General features: G+C 46.5%; 11 protein-coding genes. 6 read left to right on the top strand and 5 right to left on the bottom strand.

The genetic code is table 11. The annotated features are described in order from the left end of the window. Window positions 1-81: 81 nt before the first annotated feature. Both LRP50_RS14195 and LRP50_RS14190 read right to left on the bottom strand, forming a co-directional pair. On the bottom strand, window positions 82-630 hold the full coding sequence (locus LRP50_RS14195; protein WP_274165122.1) for an NAD(P)H nitroreductase: 549 nt from the start codon (window positions 628-630) through the stop codon (window positions 82-84). Window positions 631-754: 124 nt separating this feature from the next. Then, on the bottom strand, window positions 755-2,764 hold the full coding sequence (locus LRP50_RS14190) for an NADPH-dependent 2,4-dienoyl-CoA reductase (RefSeq protein WP_274165121.1): 2,010 nt from the start codon (window positions 2,762-2,764) through the stop codon (window positions 755-757). A 162-nt stretch (window positions 2,765-2,926) separates the two neighbouring features. On the opposite strand from LRP50_RS14190, the gene sppA reads away from it, so the two are divergent. Together sppA and ansA are read left to right on the top strand one after the other, a co-directional pair. Continuing rightward, window positions 2,927-4,783, top strand: a complete 1,857-nt coding sequence (sppA, locus tag LRP50_RS14185; RefSeq protein ID WP_274165120.1) for a signal peptide peptidase SppA — start codon at window positions 2,927-2,929, stop codon at window positions 4,781-4,783. An 86-nt stretch (window positions 4,784-4,869) separates the two neighbouring features. Next, window positions 4,870-5,880, top strand: a complete 1,011-nt coding sequence (gene ansA, locus LRP50_RS14180) for an asparaginase (RefSeq protein WP_274165119.1) — start codon at window positions 4,870-4,872, stop codon at window positions 5,878-5,880. Window positions 5,881-5,966: 86 nt separating this feature from the next. Here the strand turns inward: ansA and LRP50_RS14175 are convergent, their stop codons facing one another. Both LRP50_RS14175 and LRP50_RS14170 read right to left on the bottom strand, forming a co-directional pair. Beyond that, a complete protein-coding gene (locus LRP50_RS14175; protein ID WP_274165118.1) occupies window positions 5,967-6,251 on the bottom strand; it encodes a YeaC family protein in 285 nt (94 codons plus the stop codon). Between the two features lie 191 nt (window positions 6,252-6,442). Then, on the bottom strand, window positions 6,443-6,583 hold the full coding sequence (locus LRP50_RS14170; protein WP_274165117.1) for a hypothetical protein: 141 nt from the start codon (window positions 6,581-6,583) through the stop codon (window positions 6,443-6,445). Window positions 6,584-6,659: 76 nt separating this feature from the next. Between LRP50_RS14170 and LRP50_RS14165 the strand changes: the two genes are divergently transcribed. Further along, complete coding sequence (locus tag LRP50_RS14165; protein WP_274165116.1) at window positions 6,660-8,426, top strand: calcium-binding protein; 1,767 nt, start codon at window positions 6,660-6,662, stop codon at window positions 8,424-8,426. A 159-nt stretch (window positions 8,427-8,585) separates the two neighbouring features. Next, complete coding sequence (locus tag LRP50_RS14160) at window positions 8,586-9,458, top strand: DUF2989 domain-containing protein (RefSeq protein ID WP_274165115.1); 873 nt, start codon at window positions 8,586-8,588, stop codon at window positions 9,456-9,458. 78 nt (window positions 9,459-9,536) lie between these two features. Here the strand turns inward: LRP50_RS14160 and msrB are convergent, their stop codons facing one another. Next, the gene (gene msrB / locus LRP50_RS14155) at window positions 9,537-9,926 is read right to left on the bottom strand and encodes a peptide-methionine (R)-S-oxide reductase MsrB (protein WP_274165114.1); all 390 of its coding nucleotides are present in this window, start codon (window positions 9,924-9,926) and stop codon (window positions 9,537-9,539) included. A gap of 518 nt (window positions 9,927-10,444) precedes the next feature. Between msrB and gap the strand changes: the two genes are divergently transcribed. Continuing rightward, the gene (gap, locus tag LRP50_RS14150) at window positions 10,445-11,440 is read left to right on the top strand and encodes a type I glyceraldehyde-3-phosphate dehydrogenase (protein ID WP_274165113.1); all 996 of its coding nucleotides are present in this window, start codon (window positions 10,445-10,447) and stop codon (window positions 11,438-11,440) included. Window positions 11,441-11,535: 95 nt separating this feature from the next. Then, window positions 11,536-12,399, top strand: coding sequence for a D-hexose-6-phosphate mutarotase (locus tag LRP50_RS14145; RefSeq protein WP_274165112.1), 864 nt, complete (start codon window positions 11,536-11,538; stop codon window positions 12,397-12,399). The last annotated feature ends 301 nt before the right edge of the window (window positions 12,400-12,700 follow it).

The following is a 12,700-nucleotide window of genomic DNA, read 5'->3' as shown; positions in this document are numbered from 1 at the left end:
CAATTTAGCGAAAATAAAGGGGGTTAACAACAACTAACTGGATATTTATCCAGTTAGTTGTGAGCTTGAATACTAGCGAGATCAGAGATAGGAAACGTATTTGCTAGTATCGCGTTTCGGCGCATTTGCAGGCGTACAATCTGGCGTGCCGACATAAAGAAAACCAACGATTTGATCATCACCAGCAACATTAAACGATTCGCGAACAGCGGCATGATATGCCCATTTCCCCGTTCGCCAAAACCCTTGAAAACCTTGAGCAACGGCAGCCATCTGCATGGCTTGCGCTGCACAGCCTGCTGAAATGTGTTGTTCAATCAAAGGAACTTTGTCGTGACTCTTGGTGCGAGCAATAACAGTGATAACCATTGGGGCACGGTAAGGAGAGTTCGCCGCTTTCTCTATCACTGCGCTCTCTTCATTGTCAGCTTGCGCTGCATTTTTCAAGATAGCAGAAAGCTTATCCAGGCCCTCCCCTGTTGCCACAACAAACTCCCACGGGGTTAGCGCACCATGATCAGGTGCTCGTAGCCCAGCAGCCAGCATATTTTCCAGAGCTTCCCCTTCGGGAGCCGGTGCAGATAAACGAGGAATAGAACGACGTTGAGTCAGTAAGTGTAATGCGTCCATGAGAGCCCCAATATTGATTACGATAATTTGCGTTTGTTGCACCCAAAATAACACAAACCCGAAGGAACAACTCCATTCGGGTTATGTGGGATTAAGTGAACAGTAAGAACTCACTGAGCATAAACTACAAAGAGATAGCGAGTTCGACACCTTGACGAATAGCTCGCTTCGCATCAAGTTCGCCCGCTTTTTCTGCACCACCGATAATGTGTGCTTGCTTACCCAGCCCGTCGAGTTGCGCGACGAGCTCATTCACAGACTCTTGCCCCGCACAAATTATTACATGGTCGGCGGGCAGAATATGGTGCTGGCCTTCTAGTGTAATATGCAAACCCGCATCATCAATTTTCTCGTAACTCACCCCACCTAACAGCTCGACGCCACGCTTCTCGAGTGTTTTGCGATGTATCCACCCCGTTGTTTTACCTGGCCCTTTACCCACTTTTCCCGTCTTACGTTGCAACAACCAAACCTGACGTTGAGCAACATAATGTGGCTGCGGTAATAGCCCACCTTCGTGAGACAAACTTTGGTCGATACTCCAATCTTTCAACCAATCTTCCAAGGTGTGATCTTGTGGTTCGGTAATCATGGTCGCGACATCAATGCCTATACCACCTGCGCCAATTACAGCAACGCGGTCACCCAGCTCTGGCTTATCACGAATAAGCGTTTGGTAATCGATCGCTTTAGGATGGCCAATACCTTCAATAGCAGGCATTCGCGGTTTCACGCCTGTGGCAATTACCACTTCGTCAAATTCTTTCAAGGTGTCAGCATCCGCAGATTGATTGAGTCTTACATCAATGTTGAATTGCGACACTTTTCGTGTGAAGTAACGAATAGATTCTTGAAACTCTTCTTTGCCGGGAATTTGCATTGCCAGATTAAACTGCCCCCCAAGCACGGCATTTTTCTCAAACAGCACCACATCAAAGCCTCGTTCAGCCGCAGTCACCGCACAGGACATTCCAGCCATACCACCGCCGACGATGGCGACTCGTCGCTTATTCACTGCAGGCGAAATGACCAACTCGGTTTCGTAACATGCCTGAGGGTTAACCAAGCAGCTTGCGCGCTTACCCTTAAACACATGGTCTAAACATGCCTGATTACATGCAATGCACGTATTGATGTCATCAGCTTTATCTTGCTCTGCTTTGTTAACAAATTCCGCATCAGCCAAAAATGGACGCGCCATAGAAACCATATCAGCCTGACCACTCGACAGAATGTTTTCCGCTACGTCAGGCGTATTGATCCGGTTACACGAAACCAGAGGAATGGATACCTCGCCTTTCAATCGTTCGGTTACCCAACTAAATGCAGCGCGCGGAACTTGTGTTGCAATCGTGGGCACACGGGCTTCGTGCCAACCAATGCCCGTGTTAAGAATGGTCACACCAGCAGCTTCAAGTGCTTTCGCCAGTTCAACCACCTCGTCATGTGTACTCCCCTGCTCAACCAGATCAAGCATTGAGAGGCGGAAAATAATAATGAAATCATGACCGACTCGCTCACGCACCGCTTTCACAATCTCGATGGGAAAACGTACACGGTTTTGGTAGCTACCACCCCAGCCGTCGTAACGGGTATTTGACCGAGCGCAGATGAACTGATTAATCAAATATCCCTCAGACCCCATAATTTCAATGCCGTCATAACCCGCCTCACGGGCCAATTCAGCACTTTTAGCGAAATCTTTTATTGTGCCTAAGATTTGTCGCTCACTCATTGCTGACGGTGCAAACTTCGAAATCGGTGATTTAGTGGCTGATGCACTCACCGCGAGAGGGTGCATGGCATAACGCCCAGCATGGAGCAATTGTAAGGCGATTTTTCCACCATGTTGGTGCACAGAGTCCGTGATCGTGCGGTGAGCACGAGCGGCGCGACCACTACTAAATTGCGCACTCAGTGGATGTAAACGCCCTCGGAAGTTAGGTGAAAAGCCCCCAGTCACAATCAAACCCACACCACCCTTAGCCCGTTCGGCATAGAAGGCTGCTAGCTTTTTAAAACCGTCGTTCGATTCTTCTAGACCTGTGTGCATTGACCCCATGAGTACGCGATTCTTCAATTGCGTAAAACCAAGATCCAGTGGCGCGAGTAAGTGAGGGTACGGCAAGTTCATTATCTACGCTTCCATCGTCATTTTTATTCTGATGAGACAACCATAAACCCGTCAAACAGAAGTTTCAAACGTTTGTTTACATTTTTACAACATAAATCAAAGCTAGGTTATCCAAACAGGATTGGTTACGATTACAGACATGCAAAGAAGCTGGGTAAACAAATGAAAACGCTTTTTAAATTTCTAGGAAATGTTCTGAAATGGTGCTGGAAGCTTTTAGGTTTCGCACGTCAATTGGTGTTGAACCTGCTCTTCATCGCCATTTTTGTCATGATCTATTACGTCATGACGGACGATTACGTCGCAAAGCAAGAACCCGTTGAACAACCGGTTCAGGCGCTGTTGCTCGATATCTCAGGCCCCATCGTAGAAAAGCAACGTAGAATCGATCCTTACGATTTTGCTACGCGCAATCTGTTTGGTCAGCAAGTCGAGTTCGAAAATGTCCTCTTTGATATTGTTGAACAAATTCGCGACGCCGCAAAGGACGATAATATTAACGGTATGGTGCTGAGCTTGTCAGATATGTCTGAAACCAGCCTCACCAAGTTGCGCTACATCGCAAAAGCCATTAATGAATTCAAGGCCACTGGTAAGCCTGTTGTTGCCATTGGTGGTCACTACAACCAAAGTCAGTACTATCTGGCGAGCTACGCAGATGATATTTACATGGCACCTGATGGCGCCGTATTGCTACGTGGTTATGGGACTTACAATCTGTACTTTAAAGACCTATTGGAAAAGCTAGACATTACCACTCACGTATTTCGCGTTGGTACCTATAAGTCTTTCGTTGAACCTTATACCCGCACAGAAATGTCAGAAGAGGCACGAGAGTCCAACGCGGTTTGGCTAAACCAACTTTGGGGTGCTTTTGTCGAAGATGTTGCTTCCAATCGCGACATTGATGCTAATCGCTTATCGCCGAATACTGAAACCCTGCTCGAAGAGCTAAAAGCAGCCAACGGCGATTTTGCACTTCTCGCTCAACGACTAGGTTTGGTGGACGAACTGCTAACCCGTCAACAAATTCGCATGAAACTTGCGGAGAAATTCGGCAGTGATGGAGAGGACAGCTTTAACTACGTGAGCATGTACGATTACTCTTCGTTTCAGTTCAATATGCCTAAAGCCGAACAAATTGCTGTTGTTGTTGCTAGCGGCGCTATTGTCGATGGCTTTGAATCTGAAGGCACAGTGGGTGGAGACACGACCGCTGCACTGCTTCGAGATGCACGCCTCAACGATGCAGTAAAAGCGGTCGTGCTTCGTGTTGATAGCCCTGGGGGTAGTGCTTTTGCCTCTGAAGTGATTCGCAACGAAGTAGAAGCCCTGAAAGAAGCAGGTAAACCCGTTGTTGTTTCTATGTCGAGTGTCGCAGCATCTGGCGGTTATTGGATTTCGACCAGCGCGAATCGTATTCTCGCGCAACCTACCACGATTACCGGCTCGATTGGCATCTTTGGTATTTTAACCACGTTTGAAGATGCACTCGCAAAATACGGCGTTTACAACGATGGTATCGGCACGACCCCGTTTGCCGGCGTCGGTGTTACACGAGCGCTTCCAGAGGGCGTGTCAGACATCATGCAACTGGGAATTGAGAACGGCTACCAGCGCTTTATCGGTCTTGTTGCAAGCCAGCGTAATCTCTCAATTGAAGATGTCGATAACGTGGCGCAAGGCCGAGTCTGGACAGGTTATGACGCAATGAAGCGCGGCTTAGTCGATCAGTTAGGTGACTTTGATGATGCGATTGCCGTGGCTGCAGAATTAGCACAACTTGAAGACTATTCACTTAACTGGCTTGAAGAACCACTCACCCCAGCGCAGCAGTTCATCTATGACTTTGTCAATCAAGTCATGGTGAAGTTTGAGCTTGGCATGAACGTGAAGCTATCACCGATAGTGCAACAGTTCGCTAACACCGCCGTGAACGAAATAAACACCTTAAATAACTTCAATGACCCAAATGGACAATACGCGCTTTGTCCAAATTGCAGTTATTACGAGAACTGAGAACTCCCCGGCAAGCGCCGGGGTTTTTTTCGCGCCTCTGGTACGTATAATGCCGCCACGACCTCGGCAACATTGAATTTGTGAAGATGGAAAGAAAACACATTTATATCGCCTACACTGGCGGCACGATCGGCATGCTGAAATCAGAGCAAGGTTACATTCCCGTCTCTGGCTTCATGCAACAGCAATTGAAACAGATGCCGGAATTCCATCGTCCAGAGATGCCTGAATTCACGATTCACGAATATGCACCGCTGATTGATTCAGCAGACATGACGCCTGCAGAATGGCAGCGTATTGCTGACGACATTCGTGATAACTATGACAACTATGACGGCTTTGTGATTTTGCATGGCACCGACACCATGGCATACACCGCGTCAGCGTTGTCATTCATGCTGGAGAATTTGGACAAGCCTGTGATCGTGACAGGATCACAAATTCCACTGGCAGAATTGCGCTCCGATGGGCAAGCAAACCTATTGAACTCTCTGCATATCGCGGCTAACTACCCGATTAACGAAGTGACTCTGTTCTTCAACAACCAATTGCTTCGCGGCAACCGCAGCACCAAATCTCACGCTGATGGTTTTAATGCCTTTACATCACCTAACTTGCCTTCATTGCTTGAGGCTGGAATCAACATTCAGCTTCACGGTGCTGAAATTGATAAAAAACCAGAAGGTGAATTCAAAGTTCATACCATCACAGAGCAGCCTGTTGCCATCATCATGATGTACCCAGGAATTTCGCCAGACGTGATCAGCAATGCACTTAAACAACCCGTTAACGCAATGATATTGTTAACGTTTGGTGTGGGTAACGCCCCGCAAAACAAAGAACTGTTAGGGCTATTAAGGGAAGCCACAAACCGTGGCGTGATCGTGCTCAACCTCACGCAGTGTCTCGCCGGCAAGGTGAACATGGGAGGTTATGCAACTGGCTGTGCCTTGGCGGAAGCAGGGGTACTTAGCGGATACGACATGACCCCAGAAGCGGCATTAGCAAAATTGCACTATCTGTTGAGCCAAGACTTGCCAATGGAAAATGTCCGCAACTTGCTTCAACAAGACCTTCGCGGAGAGCTAACCCTCTAGACGCTAACCTTCTAGATGATGCTAGCTAGCATTTTGGGCACAAAAAAAACGGCATAAATGCCGTTTTTTTATATCAGTCGTTCGTACTAGTCGTTGTTGACGTTTGTTTGAACAATGGTTTCCTGATTGCTTGAGAACTCACGTTTAAGTGCTGCTTTTGACTTCAACGTAATGTCGCCCCCCGCAGCCACTGTCATGTGCTGAGGTTCCGTATTGTGGCGAGATTGATAAAGCATCACAACCTGCATGGCATGGTCACGTTGCTCCTGCGTAAGAGAAGTCCCTTCAGGCCATTTTCCTGTTTCAACGGCGTAGCTCAAACGCTCATAAGCATCAGGGGTAATGCTGGACAACAACTGTTCAATATCCATTTTCGTTCCTCGGATTCCTTGTCTGACTTTCAAGCATATTTGTCTGTTAATCCATACCATTTCAGAGTATTTAAAACAAAACGCCCAACAACTTCAAAAATAACGACCAATCTTTCATCATGCTTCAAAACATACTTTTGCCATGCTTTGGTTCGGCATCATGCAAATATACTTGTCTAATAGTACTGATTTTATAATGAATGCGCACTTTCTTGCTTGAGCAAATCCAAAGGTTTTGCCAATTTGTCACCCGATGAGGTCCAAGCCCAATCAAGTTGCAGTGAAATCGCATCAATAGCGGTACCTGCTTTTTGATAATCCAGTGAAGGCATCACGTTGCCCTCACTTTTTGAGCTCAGTATCGCTCAGTGTTTTTGATTTAAAGCCCAATCAACAAGGTAATCTATCATGTCCACCATTACAGGCGGCAATTCAGCTGACGACCTAATAGGTACAGCTGGCGATGACGAGATCTACGGCCTTCTTGGCGACGATACGCTTCGCAGCTACGACGGTGATGATATCATTTTCGGTGATTCTTCTTCCTCTGAGGTTCAAAGCCTAACATCCAATCCTGATGGCAGTTATGACATTCAAAGCGACACATTTATTTCTGTCACTCTTTCTGACTTTAATTTTGCGTCAACCGAAGAGAAGAGCCTTGGTTATGCCATAGTTGACGCGTCAGGCAACGTGATCAGCAAAGATATCATTGTTAATTACGTTAACCTTGCAGAGCGCGGATCAGCGCTAGATATTAATGTGGCAGGTGGCGCCAAACTCGTTTTCTTTACCATCCCATCAACCGATCTATCATCATTCCCGTGGACACCCTTAGACCTGAATTCCGTCGATACGAACATCCCCCCTTCTAAAGTCAGCATTACAGTCAAAGAAATTGACAGCAACACAGCAACCCATGGTGACGATTCCTTGTATGGCTATGATGGTGATGATGAGCTCTACGGCGAAGGTGGAGATGACTACATCGTCGGTGGTGACGGCCATGACATCATCTCTGGTGGCGATGGGAACGATTCGGCATGGGGCGGAAACGGTGAAGACCACCTTCATGGCGGCGCTGGCGACGACAAGCTGTATGGCCAAAATGGTAACGATAAACTTGAAGGTGGGGCTGGCGATGACGAATTGTGGGGTGGAACTGGAGATGACACCTTACTAGCAGGTTCCGGTCACGATTATATCGAAGGACAAAATGGTGATGACACCATACGAGCCGGCGATGGCGACGATGAAGTCTGGGCTGGCACAGGTAACGACTTTATTCGTGGCGATCAAGGGGATGACTACATCAGTGCTGAGAGCGGCGATGATCGGGTCTTCGGCGGCTCGGGTGATGACGAGATCTATGGCGGCGATGGCAACGATGACCTGCGAGGCAATGCAGGTGACGATAAGATCTACGGTGGCGACGGAAACGACACCCTAAGAGGCCATACTGGTAATGACTACTTAGACGGTGGTGACGGTGACGATACCATCTTTGGCAATCTAGGTTCCAACACATTGCTCGGTGGTGACGGCAATGACTACCTCTTTGGAGGTTGGTTCAGTGCAGATAACTACCTTGATGGTCAAGAAGGCCAAGACAGACTCAAAGGCGGCACCCACTCCGACACGTTTGTTTTTGACAGTAACGACTTTCAAGGCCAAATAAAAACGCTGAGTGGCGGACAACAAGTTAATCTGCAAATTTACGATGCCAAAACAGGATTCGATACTTTGCACGTTTTTGGGGAGACACATGCCGATTTCACAGGTGAACTCTACCAAGGCACGCCAGGTGTCACTGGCAATGTCATTGCAGGAATAGAGTCGGTGTTGGGTGATAGTGGCGATCAAACCATCACAGTCAACGCCCATCAGATAGATGCCAAATCAGATGCTACCGACAATAGTGACTGGCAGGGATTTATTGCATGGCTCGGTGACGGCGACGATACCTTTGATGTCACGGGTGACCGTTGGCAATATAACGCTTCCGCTCCGGTTAACGCATTTATCACGCCTGCAATGCTCGCAAAAATGGGAATCAATGCAACCCAAGCGGCTGATCTACAGTCCTATGTATTTATAGACAGCGCCACAAATGACAAAGTCACAATTTGGACTGATGCAGAAACCGTCACATATACTGGTGCCGATCTTGTGTGACGAACCCTCTTAAAAACTTAGGCCAGCTTTTATGCTGGTCTTTTTTATGTCTGTGGACTCACGCAAAACTCGAGAAATGAAGATAAACTGATAGTAGGTGTTTATGTTATAAGTCACTCGACATAAATGAGAGACAGCGACGAAAGAGCCTCAGCCATTATGAATAAAGGTCATATTACACTTCCAGTCAAAGTGGCAATTGCCGCATTTAGTACCTTGCTGTTGTCTGGGTGCTTTGAAAGCAACCGAAGTAGTGCGCAGCTTTGCGAGAATTACCCTCAAATATGTGAAAAGTTAAACGTCAATGACGGCCAATGTCGCCACGAGAGAACCGACCTGATTTGGCTTCGTTTTGATGTGGTTAAGAAGCCTTCTGACCTCAATAAATTTGACGAATTACAGCTCACAAAGAAATACGCCAAGTGTATGGAGTCTGCTGCCCAAATTGAAACAACCACACTAAAATCCAAGAAGACCCTACGCACCGAAGCGCTTTTCCATGCTTATGATGAGATTGAAAGACTAGAACAAGAACTCAAAAACTCTTATCAACCATCCATCATATATTATCGATGGACCCAAGGTGACCAAGATGCTCTCGAGCAGTTTCTAAAATTGGAAGAAACCGAGTACCTTGATTCACCTGAAATGCAGCTTGGTCTGGCGACTTATTACGTTGACAAAGACAAATTACACACCATTGATTTACTCATGAAATCACTCGCTTTCTATGATGGGCGCGGTGGCAGTACGAAAGAAAAAACCATCCCTGACGTCATCAAATCACTCGCCACGGCAAATCACTCGATCGGAAAACTCGATCACGCATACATGTGGGCGTTAGTGGGCGGTGAAATGGGGCTCGCCATTGCCAAAGAACAGCAACTCAAATTGCTATACCCGATGGAAGATTCGAGAAGGCACCAAATTGCAGACATCGCGGATGACATTGCTTCCGCGGTCGAGGGGGGAGATTTCAATGCCAATATGTTGCACCAATTAGGCGCACTCCCCTCCAACGACAATTCTTAGATATCAAAGAGTAACAATAAAAAAGCGTGCAATATGCACGCTTTTTCCACTCAACATCTTAGAGCAAGCCTTACTCACTCAATCTTCTGTTTCATCGAACGTCATGGCAACCGAGTTCACACAATAACGCTGGCCTGTCGCTGTCGGACCATCGTCGAATACATGCCCAAGATGACTTTCACAATTCACACAACGAATCTCGATTCGAACCATACCATGCCCTGTGTCTTCCACGTATTTCACCGCACCTTCAACTGCAGCATCAAAACTGGGCCAACCACAGCCAGAATCAAATTTTGTATTCGATTCAAAAAGCAAAGCGTCGCAGCATACACAGTGATACGAGCCGTTTTTGTGTTGATGTAGAAGTTCACCCGTATATGGCGCTTCTGTGTGACCTAAACGACAAACTTTATAGGCTTCATCTGAAAGGCTTTCTTTCCAGTTTTTTTCTGAATGGGTCGTCATGACTTCCTCTAACTTGGGAGTTTTGCGTCTCACTCTTTTCTTACCGCTAAATCCTATTGAGTGCCAGTTTAGTCACTTCGCATCGCCCACTTCATCACAACTTCAATACCGATAACGGCAAATATTTCATCAACCCAATGAAAATTGCCACCCCATCACGATATGCATGAACTTTCATTTTCTTTTGTCTTTTAATGACATAAAACACAACGTTCCCTATCTCCGTGTGATTCTCAATATTCGCACGCGCTGAAGCACGTATTCTTCCCATACTTTTTGGTTAGTATTAAACACGAATCAACAACACTATGCGCAGTCCCTCGTGTCAGTAAGTGGCACATGATTTTCAACAATCCCTGTAAAACACCAAAAATTTGTTTAGTGCTGTAGAAATAATCCGTACTGTTTTTTGATTTTAAGCAATTTAGGTGGGTTTTTTACTTGCATGGGTGATACTGATTCTGTAATTTTACTACCAGTTTCATTTTCACTAGATATCAAAGTTGTGGAGCAACATAATGACTATCAAAGTAGGTATTAACGGTTTTGGCCGTATCGGCCGTTTCGTATTCCGTGCATCTGTTGAGCGTAACGACATCGAAGTTGTAGCAATCAACGACCTGATCGACGTAGATTACATGGCGTACATGCTAAAGTACGATTCAACTCACGGTCGTTTTAACGGCACTGTTGAAGTGGTTGACGGTAACCTAGTTGTTAACGGTAAAACCGTTCGCGTAACAGCTGAGCGTAACCCAACTGAACTTCAGTGGGATGCAGTAGGTGTTGACGTAGTTGCTGAAGCAACTGGTATCTTCCTGACTGACGAAACTGCACGCCAACACATCACTGCTGGTGCTAAGAAAGTTGTTCTGACTGGTCCTTCTAAAGATGCGACCCCAATGATCGTAATGGGTGTTAACCAAGACACTTACGCGGGCCAAGACATCGTTTCTAACGCTTCTTGCACAACTAACTGCCTAGCGCCAATCGCTAAAGTACTGAACGACAACTTCGGTATTGAATCTGGCCTGATGACTACTGTTCACGCAACCACAGCAACTCAGAAGACTGTTGACGGTCCTTCTGCTAAAGACTGGCGTGGCGGTCGTGGTGCTTCTCAGAACATCATCCCATCATCAACTGGTGCAGCTAAAGCAGTAGGCGTTGTTCTTCCAGAACTAAACGGCAAACTGACTGGTATGGCGTTCCGCGTACCAACTGCAAACGTTTCTGTTGTTGACCTAACCGTTAACCTGAAGAACCCTGCAACTTACGAAGCAATCTGTGCTGCTATGAAAGCTGCTTCAGAAGGCGAGATGGCTGGCGTTCTTGGCTACACTGAAGACGAAGTTGTTTCTCAAGACTTCATCGGTGAAGTTCAAACTTCAGTATTCGATGCTAAAGCTGGTGTTGCTCTGACTGACAAATTCGTTAAAGTTGTATCTTGGTACGACAACGAAATCGGTTACTCAAACAAAGTTCTGGACCTGATTGCTCACATCTCTAAGTAATCATTCCGGATTGCCTGTTTAAGGCATGAGTGACAAAAGGCGGCTTATTGGCCGCCTTTTTTGTATCTAAATTTCAGATTCAAAAGGCAAATTTCATGGATGTTAATCAGCTTCCAACCACTGCTGTCCTGTCTGACTATGTCACCGTTTGCGAACTTGACGGCATTAAAGTGCTCCGCGTCATTCACCCTAAAGCAACGGCTACCATTTCTCTTTTTGGTGCTCACGTACTTAGTTTCCAGCCATCGGGTAAAAAAGATGTCATTTGGATGAGTGAGAAAGCCGATTTTAGCGGTAACAAAGCCATTCGTGGCGGTATTCCCGTTTGCTGGCCTTGGTTTGGTAAAGCAGCAGAACCGTCACACGGCTTTGCACGCAGCAGCGAGTGGACACTCAACGAGCACAGAGAAAATGAAAATGGCGTGATTATCAGTCTCACGCTGGCAGATTCGCCTGATACTCATGATGTGTGGCCACATGCTTTCCATGCGGAAATCATCATGGAGGTCGGCGACACGCTGAAGGTTGGCCTCGTTTCTACCAACACAGGTAACACGCCCATTCTGGTCGGTGGCGCACTTCATACCTACCTAAATATTGGTGATATTTCAAAAACCACCGTTTCTCAACTCGGCAATGAGTACATTGCGGCTGGTGTTCGTCACCCTAGCGGCGGTAACACGGAGTTTGATCAGGAAGTTGATCGAATTTATACACACGCTGAAGAAACTGTCGTGGTTGAAGATCTTGGCTACCAACGCCGTCTTACCGTAACCAACCATGGCCATAATGCGGTCGTTGTTTGGAACCCATGGAAAGATTTGTCTATCAGCATGGGTGACATGGCAGACAACAGCTACGAAACCATGGTGTGCGTAGAATCTGCTGTCCATGACCGCAGTGTTTCATTGGAAGCAGGTGATAAACACATATTATCTACCGTTATTGCTTGCCAATAATTACAAGCTAATACTCAACACTCTAAGCCGGAACACACCCCGTTTCGGCTTTGTTACTTCCATACCCCTCCCCTATTTCGTTCCTTTCCCCCCAATAGCTTCCACAAAATAATACAGATCAGCGAGGCATTAATCGTAAGCGTGATTCACTTCGTATTGATAAGTTCATTGCGATGAGGAAGTTACAGCTTGAATACAAAGCCTTATCACAAAAGGGAAAAATATCGAAAAAACAACGAATTCAACCACGCAATTTGATCAGTTGCTACTAATCTTAAAAAGGTAAGGATATGAAAGCGAC

This window comes from Enterovibrio gelatinilyticus (genome assembly GCF_028683095.1).
In the GTDB taxonomy this organism is placed as follows: Bacteria; Pseudomonadota; Gammaproteobacteria; order Enterobacterales; family Vibrionaceae; genus Enterovibrio; species Enterovibrio gelatinilyticus.
The sequence above is the reverse complement of the archived record's forward strand: the minus strand, read 5'-3'. Positions and strand labels throughout refer to the sequence as shown.

What these genes read in the sequence shown, in the direction of transcription:
- LRP50_RS14195 (WP_274165122.1), bottom strand. Translation starts at nt 630, where the DNA reads ATGGACGCATTACACTTACTGACTCAACGTCGTTCTATTCCTCGTTTA.
- ansA (WP_274165119.1), top strand. Translation starts at nt 4,870, where the DNA reads ATGGAAAGAAAACACATTTATATCGCCTACACTGGCGGCACGATCGGC.
- LRP50_RS14165 (WP_274165116.1), top strand. Translation starts at nt 6,660, where the DNA reads ATGTCCACCATTACAGGCGGCAATTCAGCTGACGACCTAATAGGTACA.
- LRP50_RS14170 (WP_274165117.1), bottom strand. Translation starts at nt 6,583, where the DNA reads ATGCCTTCACTGGATTATCAAAAAGCAGGTACCGCTATTGATGCGATT.
- sppA (WP_274165120.1), top strand. Translation starts at nt 2,927, where the DNA reads ATGAAAACGCTTTTTAAATTTCTAGGAAATGTTCTGAAATGGTGCTGG.
- LRP50_RS14175 (WP_274165118.1), bottom strand. Translation starts at nt 6,251, where the DNA reads ATGGATATTGAACAGTTGTTGTCCAGCATTACCCCTGATGCTTATGAG.
- gap (WP_274165113.1), top strand. Translation starts at nt 10,445, where the DNA reads ATGACTATCAAAGTAGGTATTAACGGTTTTGGCCGTATCGGCCGTTTC.
- LRP50_RS14160 (WP_274165115.1), top strand. Translation starts at nt 8,586, where the DNA reads ATGAATAAAGGTCATATTACACTTCCAGTCAAAGTGGCAATTGCCGCA.
- msrB (WP_274165114.1), bottom strand. Translation starts at nt 9,926, where the DNA reads ATGACGACCCATTCAGAAAAAAACTGGAAAGAAAGCCTTTCAGATGAA.
- LRP50_RS14190 (WP_274165121.1), bottom strand. Translation starts at nt 2,764, where the DNA reads ATGAACTTGCCGTACCCTCACTTACTCGCGCCACTGGATCTTGGTTTT.
- LRP50_RS14145 (WP_274165112.1), top strand. Translation starts at nt 11,536, where the DNA reads ATGGATGTTAATCAGCTTCCAACCACTGCTGTCCTGTCTGACTATGTC.